Genomic DNA, 26,755 nt, shown 5'->3' on the forward strand with positions numbered 1-26,755 from the left:
CCTCGGAGGCGGTCTCGACGCCCCCGTCGCGGCCCATGCTAGGGGTCCGCGCGGACGCGCGCGACGTCATGTCGAGGCGTCAGGCCCGTCGAATCTCATTCCACGACAGGCGAATGGCGCAGGAGCGCCTCGCGCAACGGGGCGAGGCGGCCGGTCTTGAGCACGAAGTCGTCGGCCCCGGCGGCGAGCATCGCCTCGCGCACCTCGGGCTCGGAGTGCGCCGAGAACGAGATGATCGCGAGGTCGGGGTGCTCCGCCCGCACGGCCGCCACGAGCTCGGCCCCACCGCCGGGCATGCTGACGTCGACGACGAGCACGTCGACATCCTCGGCCCGCAGCCCCTCGCGGCACTCGTCGCCGTCCTCCCCCACGCCGACCACGGCGAAGCCGGGGATCGCCGTGATCACCGCGGTCAGCGCCTGCCGCATCTCGAACTGGTCGTCGCAGAGGAACACCCGCCGCACCCCGACCTCGGTGGACGTCACGGCACACCCCGCTGCAGGGGGCGGTGGGCACGCAGCGCGCTCACGGCCCGCTCACGATGTTCTCGCGCAGGGCGATGGTCACGGCCTCGAGCTTGTTGTGGGCGCCGAGCTTGCCGATGACCGACTGGATGTGGTTGCGGGCCGTCGCGTACGAGATGAAGAGCCGGGCCGCGATGTCGCGCGTCGACACGCCCTGGACGAGCAGGCGCAGCACGTCGCGCTCACGGGGCGTCAGGTCGTCGCCGAGCTGCTGGCCCCCGCGCTCGGACGAGGGCAGCAGCCGCTGCACGTCGCGGGCGCTGAGGATGGTGATGCCCTCGGCCGCGCGCATCACCGCCTCGTGCAGGGCGTCCGCCCGCTGGCCCTTGTTGACGATGCCCACGGCGCCGGCGGCGAGCGCCTGGTGGAGGACGTCGACGCTGTCGTCGGCGGTCACGAGGAGGACCTTGGTGTCCGGGCTCGCCGCGAGGAGGCGGGGGACGAGGTCGGTGCCGAAGCCGTCGGGCAGCCGCTGGTCGAGCAGGCACACGTCCGGTCGGTGCCGCTCGACGGCGGCCAGCCCCTCGGCGCAGGAGGCGGCCACGTCGAGGACGGTGACCCGCCCCCGGGTCCGCAGACCGGAGGCGACGGCGTCGGCCAACAGCAGGTGGTCGTCGACGACGACCACCGAGACCGTGCCCGTGCGCGGCTCGGCCGCGGCCGTCGGTGTCATGTCCTGCTCCCTGTCATCGGTCATGTCATCGTCCCGCTCCCCGAGTCGCCCCGCCAGAACCCCGTGCACCACCCGACGTGATGCATTTGCACCAGTCCGACCCACGGCCGCGCCGGTGTTCCTCCCCCGATGACGGCGACGTCGCGGTCACCGAGACCTCGAACGCTACCGGCGGGGGCGCGTCACGTCGACGGTTCCGGCGGGCACGGACCCGGCGGAGCCGTCAGGACCGGAAGGGGATGGCCGAGCGGCGGACCGGCACGTCGTGGCCGTGCGAGAGGAGGAGCGTGCGCACCGATGCCGTGGCCTCGCTGCCGTTCGGCGACGGCGAGACGGCCACCGCCCTGATCGGGAGTCGGGACGGGCGCGTGGCCACGGGGGCGTCCGGACGGGGCGGGTCCGCGCCGGTGAGGCGGAGGTAGGGCGCGATGCCGTACGCGGACGCCCGGTAGGACAGGAGCGACGCCTCGACGAGCCTGCTCGCCTCGCCGGGGCGGCTGAGCAGCATGACGGCGAAGCGCAGCTCGCGCTCGTCCGCGAACCCTTCGTGCTTGACGAGGAGCAGCGCCTCCTGGAGCGCGTCGAGGAAGGGTTCGAGGTGGCGGGCCAGGTGCTCGCGCAGGGCCGGGGTCAGCTCCGGCTCGACACCGTCGTCGGGCGGCCGCTGCGCGAAGGGCGCGGCCGGACCGCCGGCGAGGTCGCCGAGCAGCGCGAGCGCCGCGTCGACCAGCTCGAGCTGCTCCTCACGCCGGTAGCGGACGGGCTGCCACCCGTGCCGGCGCAGGTGGACCTCCCCGTCGCGTCCCGGCGGGAGGTCGACGTCGTGGCGGGCGAGCGGGACCAGCGGCTCCGCGGGGTCGAGCCCGATCGCGTAGGACTCCTTCGTCCCGCCGTAGAGGCGCCACATCGCCAGCGAGTCGGGTGAGCTGCTCGCACTGAGGATGAACGCGCTGCCCGCGCCCGGCCCCTCACCGTGGGCGGTCGCCTCCCGCACCCGGTCGGCGAGCTCGGCGGCGACTCCCCCGTGGGCCGCGCCCGCCTCGAGCATCCGCTCGACGACCATCCGGCCGCCGAGGGCGACCTCCTCGCGGTCGTTGAGGAACGGCGCGGCGGTGGCCCACAGGGTGTCCGAGGCGAGGACGGCCAGCAGCCCGGGGCCGTCGGTGTAGTGCCACGCGAGCGCGTCCGGCACGACGTCGCCGTGGGGGTCGGGCTCCACCGGGAGGTCGCGCGGCATCCGGCGACCCTACGCCGCCACCGGGCCGGCCGGCGGCCCGACGACGCGGCGTCACCGGCGTGTACCACCGCGTCGACGTCGCGAGGCGTAGCCCGTCGGCGTGTCGGGGACGGCTGAACGGCCGAACCGCAGAGCCGTTCGGCCCACCCGCCTCCGGGTGACGCCCGTGCGCCGGACGCCGCTCGTAGCGTCGTCGGGAGAGGACCACCGTCGGTCGGAACCCCTGCTCCGACCGGCCCGGGTGTCGCCGAACCCCACCAGCATCCGGGGTCCTCGACATCCCTGTGATGGTGGGGGCGGGGCGCCCAGGTACGTGGAGTCGCTCCTCGGGGTGAAGTCCTCCCACGAGGACGGGGCGCACCGGCGTCCCAACCCGACAGGTCACGTTCCGTAGGCGGCCCACCCGGAAGGAACGTGCCCGAAATGTCCGCCCTGAGACGAACCACCACCCTGCTCGCCGCACCACTCCTGGCTCTCGGCCTCGCGACCGCCGCCGCGCCGACCGCCTCCGCCGCCGGATCCTCCCTCGCCTGGGGCGGGTACAGCAACGGCAAGATCCCCTCGACCGCGCTCTGCGCCATCCCCTGGAGCACCCAGGACAGCCTGCGCTGCGACGCGACGCGCAAGCTGACCTCGCTCAACGCCGCCTACAAGGCCCGCTTCGGCGCGAACCTCTGCATCAACGACGGCTACCGCTCGTACACGAAGCAGGTCTCGCTGTTCAAGAAGTACGGCTCGCCCCGGGCGGCGAAGCCGGGCACCTCCACCCACGGATGGGGTCTGGCCGTCGACTTCGGCTGCAGCATCGGCACGTACACCGGCACCCGGTACAAGTGGCTGACGACCGCCGGCAAGAAGTACGGCTGGGCCCAGCCGAGCTGGGCCGTCGCCAAGGGCTCCAACCCCGAGCCGTGGCACTGGCAGTACTTCGGGACCTACGTCCCCACGACGCCTCCCACGCCGACCCCCACGCCTCCGCCGCCGCCCCCGCCGCCGCCCGCGCCCGTCAAGAGCAAGGCCGTGACCGCGGCGTCCCTGTCGGTCACCGGGACCTGGCCGCGGACCGCGACCTTCGCCCTGCGCGTCAAGAGCACCGGCAAGGCCGTGCCGGGCGCCCGCGTCAGCATCGCCACGCGCGCCGCCGACTCCTCGACGTACACCACCGTGCGCACCGCGACGACCGACTCGCAGGGTCGGGTCTCCTACACCGACACCCCCGAGTCGCCGGTCTACGTCCGCTTCACCTTCGCCGGCTCCACCACGGCGAAGCCGACCTACGGCGTCCGGCTGCTGTCGACCGTGACCGAGCTGTCCGGTCGCTACGTCCGGGACCGTCGGCACCCGCTCGTCGTCGGACGCCTGACGACGCCGGGCCGGGACGCCGTCGCCGACCAGATGGTGACGCTCGAGCGGCGGCTCGCCGGCTCGACGACGTGGACGCCCGTCGAGTCGCTGCGCACCGACGAGGACGGCTACGTGTGGTCCGAGGCCGAGCGCGAGCAGTCGTCGACGTACCGCTTCACCTACCCCGGGGCGACCGGCTACGTCGGTGACGTCGGCGACGAGATCGCCGTGACGAAGAAGCGCTGACCCGCGCCTCTCAGCACGCCGCAGGGCCGGTCGCCACCGCGACCGGCCCTGTGCCGTCCCGCCCCTAGGGTGGTCGGGATGAGCGTCCCCGCGCGGCCCGACGGCCCGCCGTCCGGTGAGCACGTCGTCGTCTCGCTGCCCTCGCACAGCATGCCGGCCCGGCTGCTCGAGCGGCACGCGTCGCACCTGCCGGCCCTGGAGCACCGCGCCCTCCTCGACGGCCTTCTCACGGCGCACGACCCCGCGGCGCGGGTGGTCGTCGTCACGAGCAGCGAGCCGGCGCCGGAGGTCCTCGACCACTACGCGCGCCTCGCGCGTCCCGACGACCCCGACGACGCACGCCGCCGGGTCACGTGCCTCGTCGTGCCCGACGACGGCCCGCGCGGCATCGCCGCCAAGCTGCTCGACCGGCCGGACCTCCTCGACCGGCTGCGCCGGCAGGTGGGCGCCACCCCGGCCGTCATCGAGCCGTGGAACGTCACGGTCGACGAGGTCGCGGTCGCGCAGGCCCTCGGCGTCCCGCTCAACGGCGGGCCCGCCGAGCTGTGGCCGCTGGGCTTCAAGAGCGCCTCGCGCCGCCTGTTCCGGGAGGCCGGGGTCCCCGTCCCGGTGGGGGTCGAGGACGTCCGGGGCCTCGACGAGGTGGCGGCGGCGGTGCGGGCCATCCTGAGGGAGGCGCCGCAGCTCGAGCGGGTGGTCGTCAAGCTCGACAACTCCGGTGCGGGAGAGGGCAACCTGGTCCTGACGGTGCGGGACGACGAGGGCCGCCCGATGCCCGACGACGCCCTCGTGGCCGCTCTCACGCGGCTCGCCCCGGCCACCTTCCTGCGGGACCTGTCGCTCGGCGGCGTGGTCGAGGAGATGGTGACCGGCGAGGTCGTGTCCAGCCCGAGCGCCCAGGTCGAGATCACCCGCCACGGGGAGGTGGTCGTCCGCTCCACGCACGAGCAGCTCCTCGGCGGGCTGGACGGGCAGGTCTTCGTCGGCAGCCGATTCCCCGCCGACGCCGAGGACGCGGCGGAGGTTGCCGGGCACGCGGCGGCCGTGGCGCGCCGCCTCGCCGAGCGCGGCGCCGTCGGATGGCTCTCGGTCGACGTCGCCGCGGCCCGCGGATCCTTCGGGCGGAGGCTCGTGGCCGTCGACCTCAACCTGCGCAAGGGCGGGACGAGCCACTCGCACGCCGCGCTGCGCCACCTCGCGCCCGGCCGGTACGACGCCGGGGCCGGCCGGTGGCGGGCCGTCGACGGCGGAGAGCGGCACTACCGCTCGAGTGATGACGTCGAGGTCGGGCGGGGTGTCGCGGCCGGCCGGGTCATCGACGCGCTTGAGACGGCCGGGCTCGCGTTCGACCCGGCCGCGCGGACCGGCGTGGTCCTGCACATGTTCCCCTCGCTGGAGGATCGGGGAACCGTGGGGGCGACGGCGATCGGGCGGACCGCGGACGAGGCGGAGCGTCTCTTCGACGCCGCGTCGGCCACCCTCCGCAGGGCCTAGCCCCTTCCACCAACCCCGCACGTGCGGGCTTTTCGCGGTCTGCGACGACTCCGGACGGCGCCAACTCCGCACGTGCGGGCTATCCGCGCTCCGGCCTCGGTTCGGATAGCGACAACCCCGCACGTGCGGGGTTGTCGAGCGCGAAGTAATTGAACGCTGCGTTCACTTGTGCTTTAATGAACCAATCGTTCATTTCACAGGAGGTCACCATGAGCGCCCCCACCACCCACCGCACCGCTCTCGTCACCGGCGCCTCGGGCGGCATCGGCACCGCTGTCGTCGAGCGCCTGGCAGCCGACGGGTTCGCCGTGGCCGTGCACTACGCCGGCAACCGTGAGCGCGCCGAGGAGGTCGCGGACCTCGCCCGCCGCCACGACGTCCCGACCCTCGTCGTCGGGGCCGACGTGGCCGACGAGTCCGCGGTGGCCGCGATGTTCGACGAGGTCGAGCGCACGCTCGGCGGGGTCGACGTCCTCGTCCACACCGCCGGCGTCATGCGCCTGGCCCCGCTCGCGGAGCTCGACCTCGACGACCTCGACGCGATGCACCGCACCAACGTGCGCGGCACCTTCGTCGTGGCGCGCGAGGCGGCCCGCCGGGTCCGCGACGGCGGCGCGATCATCACCTTCTCGAGCAGCGTCGTGCGGCTGGCCCTGCCGACCTACGCCGCCTACGCCGCCACGAAGGGCGCGGTCGACGCAGTGACGATGGTCCTCGCCAAGGAGCTGCGCGGCCGGGACATCACGGTCAACGCCGTCGCTCCCGGCCCCACGGCGACCCCGCTCTTCCTCGAGGGCAAGCCCCAGGAGGCCGTCGACGGGCTCGCCGCGATGGCGCCCCTCGAGCGGCTCGGCCGACCGGAGGACATCGCCGAGACCGTCGCGCACCTCGCGGGCCCGGCCCGCTGGGTCAACGGCCAGGTCATCTACGTCAACGGCGGGATCGCCTGAGACACACCACCCCACGACAGGAGGAGCACCCGATGAGCACAACCCACGACACCACCCTCGGCAGCACCCCGGGCGGCGGGACGACACCTCGCGTCGTCCTCGTCACCGGCGCGTCGAGCGGCTTCGGCGCGATGACCGTCCGCGCCCTGGCCGACGCCGGCCACACCGTCCACGCCGGGATGCGCGACCTCGCCGGCCGCAACCGGCAAGCGGCATCCGACGCCACCGCCTACGCCGCCGAGCACGTCGTCGACCTGCGACCCGTCGAGCTCGACGTCGTCGACCAGGCCTCTGTCGACGCCGCCGTCCAGCGGGTCGTCGAGGACTCCGGACGCATCGACGTCCTCGTCCACAACGCAGGCCACATGGTGCTCGGCCCGACAGAGGCCTTCACCCCGGACCAGCTCGCGGCCGCCTACGACGTCAACGTCCTGTCCACGCAGCGGGTCAACCGGGCCGTCCTGCCGCACCTGCGCGCGCAGCGCGACGGGCTGGTCGTCTGGGTCGGGTCCTCGAGCACCCGCGGCGGCACCCCGCCCTACCTCGCGCCGTACTTCGCGGCCAAGGCCGGGATGGACGCGCTCGCCGTCAGCTACGCCGCCGAGCTCGCGCGTTTCGGCGTCGACACCTCCATGGTCGCGCCGGGGTCCTTCACCGTCGGCACCAACCACTTCGCGAACGCCGGCCACGCCGAGGACGCCGCGGTCGCCGCTGCCTACGAGGCGGAGTACGCCGGCCTGATGGACCAGGTCGGCGAGCGGCTGGCAGCCCTCGCCCCCGACGACCAGGACCCGCACGCGGTCGCCGAGGCGATCGTTGGTCTGGTCGCGACGCCGAAGGGCTCGCGCCCGTTCCGGGTGCACGTCGACCCGGCCGACGACGGCGCCGAGGTCGTCAACGCCGTGGGCGACCGCGTCCGCACCGAGTTCTACCGCCGGATCGGCCTCGAGGACCTGCTCTCCCCCGCCCGGTGACCGCACCGGCCGTTGTGTACGTTCGTCCCCGAACCGACCGCCGCCCCCCGAAGGAGGGTCCGTGCCCCGAGGCCGCCGTCCGACCGAGGAGGTCCGCCGCGACGTGCTCGCGGCGGCAGGCCGCCTCCTCCTCGACGAGGGGATGGGCGGCTTCACCATCGAACGGGTGGCGGCCGAGAGCGGCGCCAGCAAGGTCACGATCTACAAGCTCTGGCCCTCCAAGGGCGCGCTCGCGCTCGAGGGCTACTTCACGACCGTCGAGCCCGTGCTCGCCTTCCCCGACACCGGTGACCTCGTGGCGGACCTGCGCGCCCAGCTGCACGCCTTCGTCGACCTGCTGACGACGACCCCGGCCGGTGACGTGCTGCGCGGCCTCATCGCCGAGGGGCAGCGCGACCCGGTCCTCCAGGAGGCCTACCTGTCGACGTACGCCGGCCCGCGCCGGGCCCTCGCCGTCGACCGGATGGAGGCAGCGCGCCGGCAGGGCGGCCTGCGCGAGGGGGTCGACCCCGAGACGGTCGTGGACCAGCTGTGGGGCGCCTGCTACCACCGGCTCCTCATCCCCGACCGGCCCCTCGACCACGCCTTCGCCGACCGGCTGCTCGACCACCTCGCCCCCGGCCTGGTCGCCGCCCCTACGTCCCGCCGGGCCGGTGGCCGCCGCTCGACCTCCGGCTGACGCCCGGGCGGCGGCGCGACGTCAGACGATGGTGGGCAGCGCCCCGCCGTCGGCCCGCAGCGCCGCGCCGTTCGTCGCCGAGGAGCGCGGGCTCGCGAGGTAGAGCACGAGCGAGGCGATCTCGTCGGGCTCGATGAACCGCTGGAGGAGACCGCGGTGGTCGGGACCGACGATCGCGGCGCGCAGGTCGTCGACCGCCACGCCCTGTGCCCGGCCCACCTCCGCCACCGCGTCGGCGACGCCGTCGGACCACGTCGGCCCGCCGAGGACGGTGTTGACCGTCACGCGGCTCCCCCGGGTCAGCTTGGCCAGGCCGTTGGCGAGCGCGAGCGCCCCGGCCTTGCTGACGCCGTAGGGCAGCATGTCGGCGGGGACGTCGACCGCGGACTCGGTGTTGACGAAGACGATGCGCCCCCATCCGCGATCGAGCATCGGCCGGATGAGGCTGCGCGACAGCCGAACCGCGCTCATGACGTTGATCTCGACGTACCGCAGCCAGTCCTCGTCACGCAGGTCCTCGAGGGGCGCGACCTCGAACACCCCGACGTTGTTGACGAGGACGTCGACCGGCCCGAGGGAGGCGAGCAGCCCCTCCGCCTGCGCGGCGTCCGCGAGGTCCGCGGCGATCCCGCTGACGCGCCCGTCCGGACGGTGCGCCCGCAGCCGCTCGACGGCCTCGGCCACCCGCCGCTCGTCACGGCCGTTGACGACCACCTCCGCGCCCTCGTCGAGCAGCCCTCGCGCGACGGCGTACCCGATCCCCCGGGTCGCGCCGCTGACGAACGCCCGCTTGCCGGCCAGGTGCAGGTCCACGCTCTTCTCCGTCCTCGGCCCACGGCCGACATTACTTGCTTGAGCAAGTCACTGTAGGTCGGATGACTTGCCCAAGCAAGTCACCGAGCATCGTGGACCGGCTACGGATGCGTAGGCTGCGGGCATGCCGGACTCCCCCGCCCCGCAGCGCCTCACGGGCGAGGCGCTCGAGACCTGGGCCTCGCTGGCCACCGTCCTGGAGTGGCTGCCGGCGGCGCTCGACGCGCAGCTCCAGCGCGACGCCGACCTCACGCACTTCGAGTACGGCGTCCTCTACGCCCTCGCCGAGGCCGAGGGTGGCGAGCTGCGACTGAGCGTCCTCGCCGGGTACGCCAACAGCACGCTCTCGCGGCTGTCCCGGGCCGCGACCCGGCTGGAGTCCCGCGGATGGCTGCGCCGGTCACCGGACCCCGGGGACGGTCGCTACACCCTCGCCACCCTGACGGCCGCCGGGCGCGACAAGGTCGAGCAGGCCACGCCCGGCCACGTCCGGCTCGTGCACGACCTGGTGCTCGACCGGCTCACGGCGGCGCAGGCCCGCGGGCTGCGCGAGGCCAGCCGGCGCATCGTCCGGGCCATCCGCGACGACGGCGGCTGGGCCGTCCCACCGGAGACCCCCCGGGGCTGACCGCGTCGCCACCCGACAGGCTGTTGTCGGTGCCCGCTGGTAGTCGTGGGGCATGACCGACGTGCCCCTGCCCCTCTTCGAGGACGAGGACGGGACCGGCAGGACGGGCTCCGGGGTGTCGTTCGCGTCGGCGCAGCGGCTGCGTCTGGACGAGCACTCGTGGGTCGAGCACGTGCCGGGCTGGCTCGCCGGCGCCGACGACCTGTTCGTCGAGCTGCTCGCCCTGCCCGGGTGGGAGCAGCGGCGGCGCCGGATGTACGACGAGGTCGTCACCGAGCCGCGGCTGACCGCCGAGTACCCCGACGTGCGCGCGGCTCCGTCGAGGTTGCGCGAGCTGGCCGGCGAGCTGGGCGAGCACTACGGGATCGCCTACGACCGGCTCTGGCTCAACCTCTACCGCGACCACCGCGACAGCACCGGCTGGCACGGCGACGGCGCCTCGGCCCGTCGGCGCGAGTGCGTCGTCCCGGTGCTCAGCCTCGGGGCGCCGAGGCACTTCCTCCTCCGGCCGACCGAGGGCGGCCCGAGCCGGCGGCTGCGCCCGGCGGGCGGCGACCTCGTCGTCATGGGCGGCCGCTGCCAGACCGACTGGCGGCACTGCGTCCCCAAGCAGGGCGCGGCGTCGGGCCCCCGCATCAGCGTCAACTTCGCCGCCTCGAGCCAGGCCGTCCCCGACCGATGAGGCGGGCGCCACCGGCCGGTCAGGAGGCGAACACCACGGTGTTGTCGACGTAGTGCCCGCTCACCGGGTCGATGTCGCCGCTGCACGTGATGAGGCGCAGCACCGGCCCCGGGGCGGGGCCGTAGACGCGGGCGGTCGGGAAGTCGTCCTTCGCGAAGCTCTCCAGCCGACGGACCGTGAACGTCAGCGTCGTGCCGTCGCGCCGCTCGACCTCGATGGCGTCGCCGGGCTCGAGCTCGCGCAGCCGGTAGAACACCGCCGGCCCCTCGTGGGTGTCGACGTGGCCGGCGATGACCGCCGGGCCGCGCTCGCCGGGCGCCGGGGCCCCGGTCAGCCAGCCGGCGAGCGCCGGGTCGGTGGGCACCTGCATCGTCCCGTCCTCGGCGATCCCGAGGTCGATGAGCCGCGACTCGACCCCGATGGACGGGATGCGGATGGCGACCGGCTGCTGTGCCGCCGGCGTGTCCGAGCCGGCGGCGGGCACCGGGATGGACGCGTCGTTCGAGCCGGGGTCGCGGGCCTGGGCGCCCTCCGACGCGTCCACCCCGCCCGCCCCGCCGGACGCCGGGGCAGCCGAGGCCGACGCGCTCGGCGACGGCACCGCGGTGCGAGCGGGGAGCGGGGCCAGGCTCGCCGGCTCGGGGTGCGTCGCCGCCTGCGCCGCGAGCGCGACCCCGCCGACGAGCAGGAGCGCGGCGAGCACCGCGGCGACGCGTGCGAGCGGCCCCACCGCCGGGGCCGACCCGCTGCGGGCCAGCACCGCCCGGCGCCGGGAGGCCGGGGGCCGACCGACCCCGAACGCCCAGCCGGTGACCCGCAGCAGCGCCTCGAGGACGATGTGGCCACTCATCTTCGAGGTGCCCTCGGCGCGCTCGGTGAACGTGATCGGGACCTCGGTGAGCCGCAACCCGAGACGGCGGGCGACGTACGTCGACTCGATCTGGAAGGCGTAGCCCTCGCTGGCCAGGCTCGCGGGGTCGATCGTCTCGAGCGCGGATCGCCGGAACGCGCGGAACCCCGCGGTCGCGTCACCGACGCCGAGCCCCAGCATCAGGCGGACGTAGAGGTTCCCGCCACGGGAGAGCAGTCGCCGGGACAGCGGCCAGCCCTCTGTCGCACCGCCCTTCACCCAGCGGGAGCCGATGGAGAGGTCGGCGTCCCCGAGGGCGTCGAGCAGGGCCGGGAGCCGGTCGGCCGGGTGGGACAGGTCGGCGTCCATCTCGACGACGGCGTCGTACCCGCGCTCGAGCGCCCAGGCGAAGCCCGCACGGTAAGCGCTGCCGAGCCCGCCCTTGCCGCTGCGGCGCAGCAGGTGCAGCCGGGGCTCGTCGATGGCGAGCGCCGCGACGAGGTCGGCGGTCCCGTCGGGGCTCCCGTCGTCGACGACGAGCACCTCGGTGCGCGCGTCGGCGGCGAGGACCCGGGTGACCGCGCGCTCGACGGACTCCCGCTCGTCGTAGGTCGGGACGACGACGAGCGCGGACGTCACGGGCGTGGTGTCGGGGGTCATCGGGTCTCCTGCTGCCGGCACGTGATGCCGAGCGTCGTCGGGTCCTCGAGGAGGTCCTCCCCGAGGGCGGCCCAGGCCGCGCCGTAGTAGGTGCTCGCGCGGGTGTCGAGGTCGGCGGCCGCCCGGAGCAGCTCGCCGGCCGGGCCGGCGTTGCCCTCGGCGTCGCTGACCGCGGCCGCCGACACGAGCGCCACGGGGTGCTGCCAGTCGACCGTCGCGGTGCCGCCGAGGTCGTAGACCCCGCGGACGTCGGCGCTCGCCCGCGGAAGGGCAGCCCCGAGCCGCTTGACGAGGGCGAGGTCGTCGGCGTCGCACGACACCGCGTAGCGGACGGCGACGCGCTGGGCGTCGAGGCCGTAGGCGACGTCGCCTCCTCCGGGCGGGGGCATCGCGTCGACCGCGCCGTCCGGGCCCACCTGCGCCCAGTCCGGCGGGAGGGGCGCCTCGTCGAGCAGGGCGGCGAGCACGGCCCGGTCGCCGTCGGCGACCTCCGCCCAGCGCGCGTCCCCGGTGGCCCGGCCCAGCACCGCGTACGCCGCCGGGGCCGAGTAGCTGGGGTTGACCCGGTAGGGCTCGGTGTCGGCCCACTGCCCGGCGAGCAGCACCCGCCCGAGCGAGGTCTGCGCCGTCTCGTGGTCGAGCACGGCCGTCGCGAGCGTCCGCCCGGCCGCCGTGAGGTCGGACCGCTCGAAGCGCTCGCCGGCGACGACGAGGGCGTGCGCCGCGTCGACGTCGGCGTCGGCGGCCGAGTTGGCGTCGACGACGGCGCCCCGAGCCCACGTCCACGACAGCAGGCCGTCCGGGCGCAGGAGGTTCGCGCGCGTCCAGCCCCAGACCCGGTCGAAGGTCCGCTCGTCGCCGTCCGCGGCCGCGAGCAGCAGGGCGTACGCCTGCCCCTCGCTCACGGTGTCACCACCCTGGTCGCGGCGGACCACCCGCCCGTCGGCGTCGACGTAGGCGTCGACGAAGCGGGCGGCGAGGTCGGGTCCGGCGGGCAGCGCCGACCCCGAGGCCGACGGGTCGGCGGTCGGGGCGGCGGCCCGTGGGGTGTCCCCGCCGGGGGACCACCCGGTCACGACGAGGGCCAGCACCGTGGCGACCGCCACGGAGAGGACCCCGACGAGCACGAGCGGGCCCCGGACGGAGCGCATCAGGCGCGGCGCGTCGACGGGACGGCGGAGCGCCGACGCGCGGCCAGGACGAGGAGGACGGAGGCGCCGGCCGCGGCGAGGCCGAGCCCGCCGAGCAGTCGCGGGTCGGCCGGGCGCGTGGCCATGCCGCCGCCCCCGGTCTGGACCCCGTCCTTCGGGGCGGTCGCGACGCCCTGGGCGTCGACGACCGGCTCGAGGGTGACGCCCTCGCCGCTCGTGGAGTCGAGGACGAGGAGCGTGTAGACGCCGCCGCTCGCGAGGTCGACCTTGCCGGTGGTGCTGCTGCCCTGCATGGCGCGTCCGCCGCTCGTCGTCGTGGTGCTGACGTCGAGGGTCCACGGGCCGTCGGGCACCGCGGCGTACCCGGTGGGCGTGCCGAACTTCGCGCCGTCGGCGACCGTCGGCCCGTTCTGCGCGGCGACGGTGACGGCCGAGGCCCGCGTGGCCGCCGGGAGCAGCCGCACGCTCGCGGTCCCCGGCTTGGGCGGCCGCAGGTCGTCGGAGAGGACCTGGATGCGCGGCGAGGTCTTGCTGCCCAGCGCGGCCAGCGTGTACGCCTGGTCGGCCTTGGCGTCGACGGTGCCGGTGAGGACCGGCGGGGCGTCGGCCGCGGCGCCCGCGGGACGGACGGTGACGGTGTAGAGGCCCTGCGGGATCTGGCGGTAGTCACCCGCCGTGCCGTAACCGGCCGCGGGCTCGACGACGCGGGCACCGTCCTGCTGGTCGGCCTCCGGCACACCGGGCTTGGTGACGTCGCCGGCCGCCGCACCGGCGAACGGCACGAGGCTGATGGTCATCTCCCCCATGCCGGGGACGAGGTGCGCGGCACGGACCCAGGCCGTGGCCATGCCATCGGCGGCGGGGGCGGCGGACGGGGCGGCGGACGCCGACGGCGCGAAGGCGCCCACGGCGAGGGCCACCGCGGCCGCGAGGACCGCGAGGACGCGGGGCGTCCGGTGTGGCGTGGTGGCGTGCATGATGTTCCTCTCTCCGGGGGCGGACAGGTCGCGCGTCGCGGACCTGGTGGAACGGGTCGGGGTGGTGGCCTGGCGGGTCATCGGGTCGCCCGGGGCCAGGACAGGACGAGGGCGGGCGGGGTGTCGGCCCCGGCCTCGGTGAAGCGCACGTCGGCGCGGTAGGGGGCAGGTCGCTCCGCGGACACCCGCGCGACCTCGGCGGCCGCCGCCGAGTCCGGCACGGCGGCGCCGCCGTCGACCTCGGTGATGGTCACCGTGCGGCGCGCGGCACCGGCGGCCTCCTCCGGGGCGGGCTGCGGCAGCGCCTCGAGGGTCAGCGCGTGCTGCGCTCCGAGAGAGGCGAGGACGGTGAGCAGCCGCGGGTCGACCCGGCCCGACAGGAGCGCGTCGCGCGCGGCCGTCGAGGTCGTGATGGCCGGGTTGGCGACGAGCTGCTGGCCGGCCGCGGCCGCCGCGGCACGCTGCTGCTCGAGGACGGCCGGGTCGGTGCCGGCGCGCTGCACCCGCAGGATCTCGACGCGACGCTCTCCGGTCCCGAAGGCCGCGACCGGGACGCTGCGCTCCAGCGCCTCCGCGAGGGTCGGGAAGGAGCGCGGGTCGCTGCGGACGGAGTCGGTCGAGACGACCCACTGGTAGGCGTCGGCGCCCTTCGGGACCGCCGGGTCGGTGTCGGGCTTGTAGAACCACACGACGTCGCTGCGGTCACGACCCTGCTCGACGAGGTCGACCCAGAGCGCGTCGTCGGTGAGGATGCGCTCGTCCGACGGCACGTTCTGCGCGATCCACACGGTCGCGTCGGTCATCGGCTGGTCGAGCGGCGCGATCATCAGGCCGCGCAGCTGGCCGGCCCAGGCGGGCGTGGCGACGGCGGTGAGCCCGAGCCCGACGGCGACGAGCACGCCGGCGCCCAGTCGGCCGACCCGACGGCCCGCGAGGCGGGTCGGCCGGCTCTCCCAGAGCGTGGTCGCGACGCCCGCGACGAGCAGCGCCCCGAGCGGGAGCAGCGCGACGACGAACGGCACGGGGAGGTACCCCGGGCGCACGAGCATCGCGAGGAGGACGATCATCGCGACGGCGAAGGGGCGCAGCCGCCGGACGGCGAGTGCCAGCAGCGTGGCGAGGACCGCGACGACCGGGAGGACGGTGTCGAGCTGCAGCCAGATGGCGACGGTCCGGTGGCCGAGCGACTCGGGGTCGAAGATGCTGCCGCTGCTCTCGCGGCCGGACAGCTGGTAGAAGACGCCGCCGAGGAGGCTCGTGCGCCCCTGGCCGGGCACGACCTCGCCCTTGAGCGCGGCGAAGAGGACGTAGAAGGTCCCCATGAGGACGAAGAGGGTCGCGGAGACCGCGACGGCGTAGCGGCGGGTGCCACCCCGGCTGCGGCGCCACAGGAGGTAGGCCAGCACCGGGAAGAGGAGGAAGGTCGTCTCCTTCGAAAGCACCGCGACGGCGAAGCAGACCGCGGCCGCCGCGAAGGCACCGAGCCGGCGCCGCGGGCTGAGCGCGAGGACGAACGCCCCGAGGAGCCACGGGGTCGCGACGTTGTCGAGGTAGACCGTGCGGTGGAACTGCACCGCCAGCGGCGAGAGCGTGAAGAGGGCCACGGCCAGCCCGGCGCCCCAGCGGGGCATCCGCAGGCGGCGCGCCAGCACCCAGAGCAACGCGGCGCTGACCAGCGCGAGCAGCACCATCAGCTCGCGGCCGGCGCCGACGGCGTTCGGGGCGCGGCCGAAGGCGCCGGTCAGCTCGGTGTAGAGGGCGATCTGCAGCCAGCCCAGCGGCGGGTGGTCGTACCAGTACGTGTAGTGGGTCAGCTCGCCGAGGTGGAAGACGGCCCACGCCTGGGCGACGTAGGTGCCCTCGTCGTCGATGCGCTGCGGGGCGCTGTACAGCCCGATGCGCATGACGACGCCGGCGAGGACGAGCAGCGGCCCGAGGACGACCAGGTCGCCGCGCCGGTCGGTCGCGCGTCGCCAGGCGCGCCGCAGGCGGGAGGCCTCGGGCGTCGCCGCCTCGGGCGTGGACTCGGTGGTCGTGGTGGGGCGGTCGATGACGGTCATCAGGAGGCCTTCCGCTCGGCGAGCTCGACGACCGGGGCGAGGGCCGGGGCCGGGGTGCGGTGCAGGTTGCTGTGCTCCGTCTTCTCCCAGCCGCGCTGGCCCTTCTTCTCGCGCCAGACGGCGCGCACGGCGGCGCCGGCGAGGAGCACCTGGTAGGGGAAGGCCCCGAGCACGAGGACCACGTAGTCGCGCAGGCGGACCTTCACGTCGTAGGCGCGGCCGAACTCGTGGAGGCCGGCGGCCTCGACGGCGAGGGTGACGAGGGTCGGGACGAGCGGGAGGAAGGTGACGAGGCTGACCCAGGTCGGCACCTTGGCGAAGACGACGAGGGCGATCGAGACGGGGATCATCAGCCCGGTGAAGGCCTGGAGGAACGGCATCGAGAGCGTGTACCGGGCCAGCAGGCGCTGGCGGGCGGTCGGCAGCTCGCGCCAGACGCCCTTGGCCAGCACCTGGAGGAAGCCCTGGTTCCAGCGCGTGCGCTGCTTGATGAGCGACGGGAGGGCGCCCGGGGTCTCCTCGCGGGTCACGAGCTCGGGGTCGTAGGCGACGGCGACGGTGGCGCCGCGGGTCGAGACGCGCACGCCGATCTCGCAGTCCTCGGCGAGGCACTCGGGGTCCCAGCCGTCGACCTCGCGCAGCAGGTCGGTGCGCATGAAGACGGTGTTGCCGCCGAGCGGGATGAACCTCTGCCCGGCGTGGAAGTGCAGCCGGCTGCGGAACCAGAAGTAGTACTCGAGGCAGTTGCGCATCGACCACCACGTCGTGTGCACGTTCATCAGCTGCACACCGCCCTGGACGATGTCGGCCTTCGTCTCGTGGAAGCGCGCGTCGATGTGGGCGAGGAGGTCCTCGTGCACCTCGTCCTCCGCGTCGAACACGCCGACGACGTCGCCGGTCACCTCGCGCAGCGCCGTGTTGAGCGCCTTCGGCTTGTTCTTCGGGACGCTGGAGTCGACGACGACCCGGACGCGGCCGGGGTGGCGCTTCGCGGCCGCGTGCGCGACGGCGGCCGTGCCCTCGTCGTCGTCACCGACGATCGCGATGATCTCCAGGTCGCCGTAGTCGAGCGCGCTCAGCGTGTCGAGGGTGTCCCCCAGGACCTGCTCCTCGTGGCGTGCCGGGACCAGCAGGCTGAAGCGCAGCGGCGTCTCGCGGCTGGAGCGTCCGCCGAACCGGGTGGCGCGCAGGCCCTCCGGCGTGCGCCAGGCGTGGAGCATCCACGCGAGCGTCGTGAACGCGACCCCCGAGAGGACCAAGGACACCAGCACGAGCAGGAGGATGCTCGCCCACCCGAGCACGCTGGACGGGTTCTCGGACACCGACGCCTGCTGCGGCGGCACCTCGACGGGTGCCTGGCTCGTCGACGGGTCCGACACCGCCGGGATGCCTCCGCCCAGCGGGTCGGCGAGCGAGCCGCCCTGCTCGGGCAGCACCGGGCTCGGGCCGGCGTCCGAGACGGTGCTCGACACCGCCGGGCGCGGCGACTCGGCGGCCAGGGCCGTGGAGGTCGGGAGGAGGAGGGCGACGGAGGACAGGCAGACGAGAGCGATGCGATGACGCACGAAGGGCCCCTGCTGATCGGTTGCGGGTGACGTCCGGCGCCGGTGCCGGGCGGCGTCACGCCCCTGCTACAGAACGCGACCGGTCATGGGTGCTTCGGGGTGCTCGTCCCGACGGATTGGTCGATCGCGAGAAAAGGCACGGACGGAGGAGGGGCATCTGGCCGGCCGTCGGTCACTGCGGCCACCCGCCGCGGCGACGGCGGGCACGAAGCCGCGAAGCCCTGGCCCGCCATGGGGGTGTCCGGACCCGCCCTTCCGAGGGCACGCACGTTGAAGCGGAGCAATGTTCCGTTAAGGTTGCGGAACAGCGTTCCGCGACCGCGGGACGTGACGCCCCGGAAGAAGGAACACCGTGCCCGACATCACCCCACGCATCATCGCCATCAAGCCTCTCGTCGTGCCGTCGCCCGGCCGCGAGGTCGAGCTGCACGTCAAGGTGACGTCGCCGCACGGTGGGCACGACCTGCCCGTGATCGTCTTCTCCCACGGCAACGCATGGTCGATGGACGGCTACGAGCCACTCGTGGACCGCTGGGCGGCAGCCGGTTTCGTCGTGATCCAGCCGACCCACCTCGACAGCCGCCGACTCGGGATCGGGTTCGGTGACCCTCGCCACCCGTCCATCTGGCGGACCCGGATCGCCGATCTCGACGCCGTCCTCGATCACCTGGTCGAGATCGTCGTCGACGCGGGGCTCGCGGGTCGCGTCGACCTCGACCGCGTGGCCCTCGTCGGTCACTCGTGGGGCGCGCAGACGGTGGGGACCCTGCTGGGCGCCCGCGTCCTCGACGCCGCCGGGACACCCGGAGAGGACTTCGCGCGACCGGGCATCCGCGGCGGCGTCCTCATCGCGGCCACCGGCACCGGTGACTCGCTCGTCCCGTTCGCGGAGGAGCACCTGCCCTTCATGAGGCCCGACTACAGCACGATGACGGCGCCCGCCCTCGTCATCGCGGGAGAGAAGGACCAGTCGAAGATGTCCACGCGCGGACCCGACTGGTTCCTCGACGCCTACGAGCTGAGCCCCTCGCCCAAGAACCTCCTCGTCGTGCCAGGCGGTGAGCACACGCTGGGCGGCATCGCCGGTGAGGCCGTCAGCGAGACGACCGACCCGGACCCCGCGCGCGTCGAGCTCGTCGCCGACGCGGTGAGCGCGTACCTGCGAGACCTGCTCGGCACGACGGACGGCGCGTGGGACTCGCTCTCCCGGGACCTGCAGGATCGGCACGGCGCGAGGCTGGAGCGGAAGAACTGACCCCCGGCCCGGAGCCGTCGCGCGAGCACAGCCCCGCGACGCCTGCGGGACTTGTCGGCGGAACGCCGTTCCCCTAACGTGCGGACCCCTGCTCGACCGCCTCCGACCGAACGGAACCTCATGGCTGCGCCGCCCTCTCCAGAGCGACCGGCCCAGCGTGCCGACGCGCGCCGCAACCAGGAGAACCTGCTCGAGGCGGCAGCCCGAGCCTTCGTCGACTCGGGGGTGGACGTTCCCGTGCGGGACATCGCGGCTCGCGCCGGGGTGGGCCTCGGGACGATCTACCGCCACTTCCCCACCCGCGCCGACCTCATCGTCGCGGTCTATCGACACCAGGTGGAGGCCTGTGCAGCGGCCGGTCCCGCTCTGCTGCAGGAGTGCGGCTCACCGGTCGTCGCACTCACGCGGTGGCTCGATCTCTTCGTCGACTTCCTCGTGACCAAGCGCGGCCTGGCCGAGGCGCTCAACTCCGACGACGCCGCGCTCGCGCCACTCCACGAGTTCTTCGTCGAGCGACTTGTCCCGGTGTGTGGCGACCTCCTCTCCGCGGCCTCCGCCGCCGGTGAGCTCCGTCGCGACGTCGGCGCCTACCAGCTCCTGCGGAGCATCGGGAACCTGTGCATCGGCGGAGAGCAGGACCCCCGGTACGCCCCGCGTTCGGCGGTCGAGATGATGCTCGCCGGCCTGCGGGAGCCCGGCTGACCGTCGCTGTGCACACGCGCGGCGCCCCGCCCGACCTGGTGGTCGGACGGGGCGCCGTGGTGTCGGTTCGGCGGCTGTGGCGTCAGCTCCCCCTGCGGAGCCGGCCAGGCCGCCTGGCCGTGAGTCCGGTCCACCGCGAGCCCCTGCGCCCTTGGTGGTTCGTCCTTCCTCACCGGTTCCGCCCTGCACGGAGTGGGTGAGTACTGACCCGAACTGCTGGATTCACTTGTCGTCCCGAAGACTTCTCGGGTGGCTTCCCTGCCAAGCCCTGTGGGCTGTCGCAGACCGGATTTCGTCGGGCCCCTGCGACCCTCTGTCCTGCCCTTCTGCTGACGATGACTTTACCGGGCCTTTACCCTCGGCGCTCGGAATGGATGGGTTCCGCCCTGAAGATCGGCCGAACGGATGAGTCAGAAATCTCCACGACCGTGCACTCATTCCGAAGCATTGTGACGAAACCGCCACGGATGCAGCGGAATCGTCGTCATGGGCCCGACCGCGAAGAGCGCCGCGCGGCTCTTGGATGCTGAGAACAAATGCGTCCGATGACGCCCGTTCACCTCGTGCGTCGGCTGGGACGTCACTGCGAGAGGACGAGGTCCAGCCGGTCGAGCAGCGCCTCGAGCGACCGCTCGAACTCCTCGACCGTGTGGTCCTCGGCGAGGAGCGGCGCGGTCCGCAGGATCGTCGGGAAGTCCTCGACCGACACCTCCTCCCCCGGCGGGCGGACGGCGGCCCCGCCCTCGTCGAGCGGCTCCTCCACCGGCGAGGTCGTCGCGCCGAGCGTCGCGACCTCGAGCAGCAGGTGGCCGAGCAGGAAGCTCGTGAAGACGCGGTAGGCCTCGACGGCCTGGGCGTCGGTGAAGCCACGGCGGGTCAGCCCGTCGAGGAACCCCTCGACGACGCGCAGGCTGCGCAGCGGGGGTCGCAGCCACGGCGCCGCCGGGTGGCGGGTCGCGACCAGCGGGAAGACCGCCGGGTGGGCGACGGCGAGCGAGCGCACCGAGTGCGCCATCCACTGGAGGAACGCCTGCCACCCGTCGGCCGGCTCGAAGAGGTCGCCGGGGTCGACGGCGATGGAGTCGACGAGCGAGTCGACGATCGCCTCGAGCAGGTCCTCGCGCCCGTTGACGTGGCGGTAGAGCGCCATCGCCTCGACCCCGAGCCGCGCTCCCAGCGAGCGCATGGTCAGCGCCTCGAGCCCCTCGGCGTCGATCATCGCGATGGCCTCCGCGACCACCACCTCACGGTCGAGCGGGCGGCGCGGCTCGGCCCTGTCCTGCGGCGACAGCTCGTCCGTCGGTGGCATGCGACCTCCTCGCGGGTGTCACCCCACCCTGCCACGGGGGCGCGACAGCAGGACCGGGGCAGGACGCGGCCGGCCGGGACGGTCCGATGTTTACGTCGTAAACACCCGGGGTACGCCACGTGGGCGCCGCTCTCGGCGCGCTCCGTGAGCCGCCCCAGCGGCCCCTCCGAAAGGCTTTCCATGAACGACGCACTGCGCGACGCCCTGGCGGCGGTCGCCACCTTCGTCCCCAGGTTGCTCCTGTTCCTCGTCATCCTGCTGATCGGCTTCGTCGTCGCGAAGGCCCTGGCCAAGGCGGTCTCGGCCGTCCTCACGCGCGTCGGGTTCGACCGCGCCATCGAGCGTGGCGGCATCGGCCGGATGCTCGAGTCCTCGTCGTACGACGCCTCCGACATCCTCGCGAAGATCGTCTACTACGCGATCCTGCTCTTCACCCTGCAGCTGGCCTTCAGCGCCTTCGGGCCCAACCCCATCAGCGAGCTGCTGACCGGCGTCATCGCCTTCCTGCCGCGCGTCTTCGTCGCCATCGTCATCGTCGTCGTGGCCGCCGCCGTCTCGGCCGCGGTCAAGGGCCTGATCCAGAACACGCTGGGCGGTCTCTCGTACGGCAAGGTCCTGGCGAACATCGCCGGCGTCTTCATCCTCGGTCTCGGCGTCATCGCCGCGCTCAACCAGGTCGGCATCGCCACGACCGTCACCACGCCCGTGCTCGTCGCGGTCCTCGCGACCATCGGCGGCATCCTCGTCGTCGGTGTCGGCGGCGGCCTGGTCAAGCCGATGCAGTCGCGCTGGGAGCGCTACCTCGGCACGGTCGAGGAGGAGGCTCCCAAGGTGCGCGCCCACGTCGCCGGCGCTCCGAGCGTCGAGGACCAGGCCCGCGACGCCGCGCGCCAGACGCGCGCCGCGACCCAGCCCACCTCGGCGTACGACGCCAGCACCCCCCGCTGACCGCCATGGCCACCCCGCACGAGGACAGGACCACCGTGGACCACACCGAGACCCCCCGCGACACCGTGCCGCGCGACGCCGCACCCACGCGTCACGAGGTGCTCGACGCCGAGAAGGAGCGATACGGCGGCATCAAGGTCGGCTCCGCCTTCTTCGGCTGGCTGACCGCCACCGGCTCCGCCGTGCTCCTCACCGCGCTCGTGGCCGCCGCCGGCACCGGCGTCGGCATCGCGACCGGCACCGACGTCCAGGACGCCGCCGATCGCGCCACCAGCGACCCCACCACCGTGGGGCTCGCCGGCGGCATCGCACTGCTCGTCGTCCTCTTCGTCGCGTACTACTGCGGCGGGTACGTGGCCGGCCGGATGGCCCGGTTCAACGGCGCCAAGCAGGGCCTCGCCGTCTGGCTCTGGGCCCTCGTCATCGCGCTCGTCGTCGCCGTCCTCGGCCTCGTCGCCGGTGACCGGTACAACGTGCTCGGCCAGCTCAACAGCTTCCCCCGGCTCCCCGTCGGCGAGGGCGACGTCGGCACCGCCGGCATCCTCGCGCTCGTCGGTGTCGCCGTCGTCAGCCTGCTCGGGGCCGTCCTCGGCGGCCTCGCCGGGATGCGCTTCCACCGCAAGGTCGACCGCGCCGGCCTCGGGGCCTGACGTGTGACCGGACGGGGCGCCCTCGCGCGGAGGGCGCCCCGTCACCGGCCGGCGGAGGCAGGATGCGTGGCCCGCGCCGCCGGTGGGTAGAGCCGGTGGGATACCGACCGGCGAGGCAGCGGCCTCGTCCCCACCATCCCGGGAGTGACGTCCGTGCCCCTCGCCGTCCAGCCTGATGCAGGCGCCCGCGTGCTCGTCGACCAGCCGGGACGGGTCCGCACGGTGGCTGTGGTGCCCGGTGGGCACGCGTACTCGCGGACGGTCATGCCCGTCGAGGCCGGGTTCGCCGCGTTGCCGGACCCCCATCCCGACCTGGAGGGTGAGGTGGCCGGGGCTCGCTGGTGGCCGCCGCGGATGCTGACCCCCGAGTGGGTCGCACGCTCCGACTTCGACCTCATGCACGTCCACTTCGGCGTGGAGCAGGTGCCGCTGTCCACGCTCGACCAGACCATCCGCACCCTGCGGGAGACGGGCCGACCGCTCGTCCAGACCGTCCACGACCTGGAGAACCCCCACCTGCACGACCAGGCCGGCCACGAGGAGCGGCTCTCCGTCCTCGTCGAGGCCGCCGACGCGGTGCTGACGCTGACCCCCGGGGCCGCGGCCGAGATCGAACGACGTTGGCACCGAACGGCAATCGTCGTGCCGCACCCCCACCTCGTCCCGCTGTCCAGTATGCGCGCGGCGCGTGACGCGCGGATGGCCGCCGCGCCGGCGAGACGCCCAGTCGTCGGGACGACGCTGAAGGACCTGCGGGCCGGCACGGACGCCGTCGGCCTGCTGCCCGCGCTGCGCCACCTGGCCCGGGAAATGCCCGAGGCCGACGTCTGCGTGTGGGTGCACGAACGGACCTGGGACGCACCGCCGGACGACCGGGCCCGTCAGGCGTGCCGCGCGCTGGCCGAGGCCACCGCCGACGGCGTCCGGCTCGTCGTGCATCAGCCCATGAACGACGACACCCTGTGGTCGCACCTGGCCTCGCTCGACGTCGCCGTCCTGCCCTACCGGCACGGGACGCACTCGGGATGGCTGGAGGCGTGCCACGACCTCGGCACGAGCGTCGTCGCGCCGGACGTCGGCCACCTCGTCGACCAGCGGCCGGAGGGCGTCTACCGGTGGCGGCTGGACGGCGCCGACGAGGCGTCGCTGCTCGGCGCCGTCGAGGGTGCGCTCCGGCTGCGCGCCGCAGGTCTCCCGGGTGCCGATGCCGACGCCCGCGCGCGGCAGGTCACCGAGGTGCGCGCCGTGCACGCGCAGGTGTACGCCGCGCTCCTCGCCCGGGGGTCCGCAGGATGAGCGAGGCGACGGCCCCGCAGGTCGACGACCTGCCGGTGCACTGGCTCCCGGGTCCCGACCGGCACGGGGTCACGCTGCTCGCCCGCCAGGTGGCCGACGCGGCCGGCGCCCCGGTCGTCCGGGGCCACGAGGTACCCGCCCGGCTCCACGGCCGCCCGGTCCATCTGCACTTCTCCACCGGCCTGTTCGGCTCCCCGGAGGCGGCCCGCGAGGTCGTGGTCGCGTGGGCATCCCGGACCCGGCTGAGCCTCACCCTCCACGACGTCCCGCAGCCGGCCGAGGGGTCGCGATGGGGGCGGCGCGCGGCGGTCTACTCCCACCTGGTGGCGCGCTCGTCCGCGTGGGCGGTCAACAGCCGCTGGGAGGCGACCCTCGCCGCGGCAGCCCTGCCACAGGCGCCCCGCGGCCCGGAGGTCATCCCTCTCCCCATCGTGCTGGAGCCCCGGTCGACCGGCCCGACGCGAGCCGTGGGCGCGGGCTCGGCCGTCCTGCCGACCGCCGTACCGCAGGCCCGGGACGGGTGGATCGGGCTGGTCGGCTGGGTCTACCCCGACAAGGGCCACGAGGAGGCCATCGAGCTCGCGGCGGCCCTGCGCTCGACCGGCCGCGCCCTCGGTGTCGCCGCCCTCGGGGGTGTGGTCGCCGGCCACGACGAGCTCGCGGACGACCTGGCGCGCCTCGCCGACCGCCTCGGGGTGGCGTGGCACGTCACCGGGTACCTCGACGACGACGCCCTGGTCCGGGCGATGCACGAGACCACGGTGCCGGTTGCCGCACACCGGCATCCGTCGGCGTCCGGGTCGGTCAACAGCTGGGTGGCCGCAGGCCGGCGACCCCTCCTGCGGGAGCACCCCTCCACGGTCGAGCTCGACGAGCTGCGTCCGGGTGCCCACCTCGTCCGCGGTCTCGACGCCTGGCCGGCCGAGGCCGCCCTGGCACTGGACGACCCCGCGCGGACCTGGCTGCCCCCCGACTACCGGCCGCCCCACACGCTGGACGACGTGGTGCGCACCTACCGGTCCTGGTGGGCGCGGTGAGTCCGCAACCCCCGTGGGGCGCAGCCGTACCGGGCAACCGCTGGGACCTCGTCGAGGGGCAGGACGCGCCGGTCCGCAGCGTCGGTGTCGTGGTGCTCCACTACCGCCAGCAGCGTGAGCTCGACCGCACCCTCCACGCACTCGCTCGCCAGGACTACCCCGCGGACGCGGTCGAGGTGGTCGTCACCGACGACGGCAGCGACCCGCTGCCGCGCGTCCCCGACGGCGTGGGCCTGGTGACGCAGGAGGACCGCGGCTTCCGGGCGGCCGCCGCCCGCAACGCCGGTGCTCGGCGGACCCGGGCCGACGTGCTCGTCTTCCTCGACGCCGACTCCACGCCCGAGCCGTCGTTCCTCCGCGCCGTCACACGGCTGCCGCGGCTGCTGCCGGAGGCCGTCGTCGTCGGTCGGCGACGGCACGCCGACCTCGCGACCGTCCCGCTCGATGCGCCCGTCGAGACCAACGGACCCGCGCACGAGCTGCCCGAGCCGGCGTGGCTGCGGGAGGCGTACGCCGGCTCGGCCGACCTGCTCCACGCCGACGCGCTCTCGTTCCGGCACGTGATCTCGGCGGCGGTGGCGTGCAGCCGCTGGTGGTTCGACCACGTCGGTGGCTTCGACGAGGGGTTCACCACCTACGGCGGCGAGGACTGGGAGTGGGCCGCGCGCGCCTGGGAGGCCGGTGGCCTGCTCGCCCACGCCGCCGACGCGACCGTCTGGCACGACGGCCCCGACGCGGGCGAGGAGCCCCGGGACTGGGGACGCGAGGGCGCCGTCCACGCGAAGGACCTCGAGTCGCTCGCCGTCGCCACTCGCGTCGGCGTCCCCGGGGTCACCACCCGGGCCCTCGACCTGGGCGCGGACGACGTGGTCGTGACGGTGCCACCCGGCGTCGACCTCGCCGCCCTCGTCATCACGCTCGACCCCCTCCTCCAGGCCGTTCCGACCGCACGACTGCTTCTCGGCGACGCCCACGCGGCGCTGCTGCCGCAGGAGCACCGGGTGCGTCCTCGCCCCGACGGGGACGTCGACGGCGTCCCCGACGTGGCGCTGCTGGACACGGTCGGGCGCTACCGGCGCCACGTCCACGTGCACGCGCCCGCCCACGCCTCCCCCGCGACCTGGCACCGGCTGCTCTCCGACGTGGACCGGGCCGACGCTCCGGCATCGGTCACCGTCGAGCACGACCGCCGGCCGCTCCTCGAGGTCCGGTCGCTGCGAGCGCTACGTCGGGCCGCGCTCTGGGACCGGCCGGACCTCGTTGCCTCGCAGCCGCTTTCCGCCGCAGCCGTGGACGTCACGCCGACCGGTTCCGGCGTGGCGGGTCGTCTGCTGAAGGCCGGGCTCGCAGGACCGGGGGGGTCGGGTCGGTCGCGCGGTCAGAACGCGTAGGAGAACCGCTCGAGGTCGGCGGCGTGGGCGGTCTGCACGAGGGCGCGGCTGGCGGCGTCGTACGCACGCCAGTAGGCCCGCTCGCGGTCGGTGACGTTGGTGGGCGCGACGGCGAGCTCGAGGCCGAGCAGGTTGTGGAGGTCCTCCTCCAGGTGCTCCATCCGCAGGACGACGTCGGCTTCCTCGACGTGGCCACGGTTGACGCGCCGCTCGCCGGGGCCATCGATGGCCAGCGCAAGCCACTCGCCGAACTCGAGCGTCACGGCATCCACGATGCGCCCGACCGCGCCGGGGGTGGCGTACACCCAGGAGTCCGGCTGCCGCAGCTCGTGCACCCAGCGACGGCGGCTGCGTTCGTACTCCGCGACGTAGAAGTCGAACGGGTTGCGGGTCGTCGTGACCACGCGCAGCCCGTGGTCCGGTGCCAGGAACCCGGCACTGACGAGCTGGGCGGCGGTCGCGTGCTTGACGTCGATGCCCTCGACCCGCACTGCGTCGGCGGCGGGCACCTCGACGACACCGCCCCGCGCGAACAGGGCCTCGCGCAGCGCCGTGCTGGCCGTGCCGGGTGCCGCCGTGAACAGCAGCCCCGACCCCGCGTCGAGCAACGCCATCAGCGGACCACGTCGGCGAGGGGCATGGCGCAGGAGGCAGGTGTCA

The 26,755-nt window shown here is 74.5% G+C and carries 25 protein-coding genes; 14 read left to right on the forward strand and 11 right to left on the reverse strand.

Translation table 11 applies throughout. From position 1 onward, the window contains the following. Window positions 1–95 precede the first annotated feature (95 nt). The 3 genes from KMZ30_RS10555 to KMZ30_RS10565 form a co-directional block, all read right to left on the reverse strand. Window positions 96–485 carry a response regulator gene (locus KMZ30_RS10555; protein WP_215512316.1) on the reverse strand — a complete coding sequence of 130 codons (390 nt, stop codon included), beginning with the start codon at window positions 483–485 and terminating at the stop codon, window positions 96–98. A gap of 40 nt (window positions 486–525) precedes the next feature. Beyond that, the gene (locus KMZ30_RS10560; protein ID WP_215512315.1) at window positions 526–1,221 is read right to left on the reverse strand and encodes a response regulator; all 696 of its coding nucleotides are present in this window, start codon (window positions 1,219–1,221) and stop codon (window positions 526–528) included. A gap of 199 nt (window positions 1,222–1,420) precedes the next feature. Continuing rightward, the gene (locus KMZ30_RS10565) at window positions 1,421–2,434 is read right to left on the reverse strand and encodes a hypothetical protein (protein WP_215519884.1); all 1,014 of its coding nucleotides are present in this window, start codon (window positions 2,432–2,434) and stop codon (window positions 1,421–1,423) included. A gap of 423 nt (window positions 2,435–2,857) precedes the next feature. Between KMZ30_RS10565 and KMZ30_RS10570 the strand changes: the two genes are divergently transcribed. The 5 genes from KMZ30_RS10570 to KMZ30_RS10590 all read left to right on the forward strand — a co-directional run bounded on the left by KMZ30_RS10570 (window position 2,858) and on the right by KMZ30_RS10590 (window position 8,121). After that, window positions 2,858–4,024: a M15 family metallopeptidase gene (locus KMZ30_RS10570; RefSeq protein WP_215512313.1), complete on the forward strand. Its 1,167-nt coding sequence runs from the start codon at window positions 2,858–2,860 to the stop codon at window positions 4,022–4,024. Between the two features lie 78 nt (window positions 4,025–4,102). After that, window positions 4,103–5,518, forward strand: coding sequence for a peptide ligase PGM1-related protein (locus tag KMZ30_RS10575; RefSeq protein ID WP_215512312.1), 1,416 nt, complete (start codon window positions 4,103–4,105; stop codon window positions 5,516–5,518). 209 nt (window positions 5,519–5,727) lie between these two features. Beyond that, window positions 5,728–6,468 (forward strand): SDR family oxidoreductase, encoded by a 741-nt coding sequence (locus KMZ30_RS10580; RefSeq protein ID WP_215512311.1) that lies wholly within the window; start codon window positions 5,728–5,730, stop codon window positions 6,466–6,468. Between the two features lie 32 nt (window positions 6,469–6,500). Then, window positions 6,501–7,442, forward strand: a complete 942-nt coding sequence (locus tag KMZ30_RS10585) for an SDR family oxidoreductase (protein WP_215512310.1) — start codon at window positions 6,501–6,503, stop codon at window positions 7,440–7,442. Window positions 7,443–7,503: 61 nt separating this feature from the next. Then, window positions 7,504–8,121, forward strand: coding sequence for a TetR/AcrR family transcriptional regulator (locus tag KMZ30_RS10590; RefSeq protein WP_308279647.1), 618 nt, complete (start codon window positions 7,504–7,506; stop codon window positions 8,119–8,121). A 21-nt stretch (window positions 8,122–8,142) separates the two neighbouring features. Here the strand turns inward: KMZ30_RS10590 and KMZ30_RS10595 are convergent, their stop codons facing one another. Continuing rightward, a complete protein-coding gene (locus tag KMZ30_RS10595) occupies window positions 8,143–8,934 on the reverse strand; it encodes an SDR family NAD(P)-dependent oxidoreductase (RefSeq protein WP_215512309.1) in 792 nt (263 codons plus the stop codon). Window positions 8,935–9,058: 124 nt separating this feature from the next. Between KMZ30_RS10595 and KMZ30_RS10600 the strand changes: the two genes are divergently transcribed. Continuing rightward, complete coding sequence (locus tag KMZ30_RS10600) at window positions 9,059–9,562, forward strand: MarR family winged helix-turn-helix transcriptional regulator (protein WP_215512308.1); 504 nt, start codon at window positions 9,059–9,061, stop codon at window positions 9,560–9,562. A gap of 52 nt (window positions 9,563–9,614) precedes the next feature. Continuing rightward, window positions 9,615–10,244, forward strand: a complete 630-nt coding sequence (locus KMZ30_RS10605) for an alpha-ketoglutarate-dependent dioxygenase AlkB (RefSeq protein WP_215512307.1) — start codon at window positions 9,615–9,617, stop codon at window positions 10,242–10,244. Window positions 10,245–10,263: 19 nt separating this feature from the next. On the opposite strand, the gene KMZ30_RS10610 is transcribed toward KMZ30_RS10605, so the two are convergent. From KMZ30_RS10610 to KMZ30_RS10630, 5 genes are all read right to left on the reverse strand, one after another. Continuing rightward, window positions 10,264–11,754, reverse strand: a complete 1,491-nt coding sequence (locus KMZ30_RS10610) for a class F sortase (protein WP_215512306.1) — start codon at window positions 11,752–11,754, stop codon at window positions 10,264–10,266. After that, the gene (locus KMZ30_RS10615; RefSeq protein WP_215512305.1) at window positions 11,751–12,905 is read right to left on the reverse strand and encodes a glycosyl hydrolase family 8; all 1,155 of its coding nucleotides are present in this window, start codon (window positions 12,903–12,905) and stop codon (window positions 11,751–11,753) included. Before KMZ30_RS10615 ends, KMZ30_RS10610 begins: the two co-directional genes overlap by 4 nt. Further along, a complete protein-coding gene (locus tag KMZ30_RS10620; RefSeq protein WP_215512304.1) occupies window positions 12,905–13,882 on the reverse strand; it encodes a DUF4397 domain-containing protein in 978 nt (325 codons plus the stop codon). The genes KMZ30_RS10615 and KMZ30_RS10620 overlap by 1 nt, the downstream gene beginning before the upstream one ends. A 77-nt stretch (window positions 13,883–13,959) precedes the next feature. Then, complete coding sequence (locus KMZ30_RS10625) at window positions 13,960–15,942, reverse strand: glycosyltransferase family protein (RefSeq protein WP_215512303.1); 1,983 nt, start codon at window positions 15,940–15,942, stop codon at window positions 13,960–13,962. Further along, window positions 15,942–17,507: a glycosyltransferase gene (locus tag KMZ30_RS10630; RefSeq protein ID WP_308279646.1), complete on the reverse strand. Its 1,566-nt coding sequence runs from the start codon at window positions 17,505–17,507 to the stop codon at window positions 15,942–15,944. Before KMZ30_RS10630 ends, KMZ30_RS10625 begins: the two co-directional genes overlap by 1 nt. Window positions 17,508–17,859: 352 nt before the next feature. Between KMZ30_RS10630 and KMZ30_RS10635 the strand changes: the two genes are divergently transcribed. Both KMZ30_RS10635 and KMZ30_RS10640 read left to right on the forward strand, forming a co-directional pair. Further along, window positions 17,860–18,762, forward strand: a complete 903-nt coding sequence (locus tag KMZ30_RS10635; protein ID WP_308279645.1) for an alpha/beta hydrolase family protein — start codon at window positions 17,860–17,862, stop codon at window positions 18,760–18,762. Between the two features lie 120 nt (window positions 18,763–18,882). Then, a complete protein-coding gene (locus KMZ30_RS10640) occupies window positions 18,883–19,464 on the forward strand; it encodes a TetR/AcrR family transcriptional regulator (protein WP_215512302.1) in 582 nt (193 codons plus the stop codon). A 580-nt stretch (window positions 19,465–20,044) separates the two neighbouring features. Here the strand turns inward: KMZ30_RS10640 and KMZ30_RS10645 are convergent. Next, entirely contained in the window at window positions 20,045–20,773 is a 729-nt protein-coding gene (locus KMZ30_RS10645) for a TetR/AcrR family transcriptional regulator (RefSeq protein ID WP_215512301.1), read from the reverse strand. Window positions 20,774–20,953: 180 nt separating this feature from the next. Between KMZ30_RS10645 and KMZ30_RS10650 the strand changes: the two genes are divergently transcribed. The 5 genes from KMZ30_RS10650 to KMZ30_RS10670 all read left to right on the forward strand — a co-directional run bounded on the left by KMZ30_RS10650 (window position 20,954) and on the right by KMZ30_RS10670 (window position 26,095). Continuing rightward, window positions 20,954–21,721 carry a mechanosensitive ion channel family protein gene (locus KMZ30_RS10650; RefSeq protein ID WP_215519883.1) on the forward strand — a complete coding sequence of 256 codons (768 nt, stop codon included), beginning with the start codon at window positions 20,954–20,956 and terminating at the stop codon, window positions 21,719–21,721. A 5-nt stretch (window positions 21,722–21,726) separates the two neighbouring features. After that, complete coding sequence (locus KMZ30_RS10655) at window positions 21,727–22,371, forward strand: hypothetical protein (protein ID WP_226902032.1); 645 nt, start codon at window positions 21,727–21,729, stop codon at window positions 22,369–22,371. 144 nt (window positions 22,372–22,515) lie between these two features. Continuing rightward, on the forward strand, window positions 22,516–23,667 hold the full coding sequence (locus tag KMZ30_RS10660; protein WP_308279644.1) for a glycosyltransferase family protein: 1,152 nt from the start codon (window positions 22,516–22,518) through the stop codon (window positions 23,665–23,667). Next, window positions 23,664–24,704, forward strand: coding sequence for a glycosyltransferase family protein (locus KMZ30_RS10665; protein WP_215512299.1), 1,041 nt, complete (start codon window positions 23,664–23,666; stop codon window positions 24,702–24,704). The genes KMZ30_RS10660 and KMZ30_RS10665 overlap by 4 nt, the downstream gene beginning before the upstream one ends. After that, window positions 24,701–26,095, forward strand: a complete 1,395-nt coding sequence (locus KMZ30_RS10670) for a glycosyltransferase (protein WP_215512298.1) — start codon at window positions 24,701–24,703, stop codon at window positions 26,093–26,095. Before KMZ30_RS10665 ends, KMZ30_RS10670 begins: the two co-directional genes overlap by 4 nt. On the opposite strand, the gene KMZ30_RS10675 is transcribed toward KMZ30_RS10670, so the two are convergent. Beyond that, the gene (locus tag KMZ30_RS10675) at window positions 26,083–26,709 is read right to left on the reverse strand and encodes a hypothetical protein (RefSeq protein WP_215512297.1); all 627 of its coding nucleotides are present in this window, start codon (window positions 26,707–26,709) and stop codon (window positions 26,083–26,085) included. The genes KMZ30_RS10670 and KMZ30_RS10675 overlap by 13 nt on opposite strands. Window positions 26,710–26,755: the final 46 nt, after the last annotated feature.

Origin of the sequence: Phycicoccus mangrovi (genome assembly GCF_018729305.1) — a bacterium.
GTDB classification, from domain to species: Bacteria; Actinomycetota; Actinomycetes; order Actinomycetales; family Dermatophilaceae; genus Phycicoccus; species Phycicoccus jejuensis.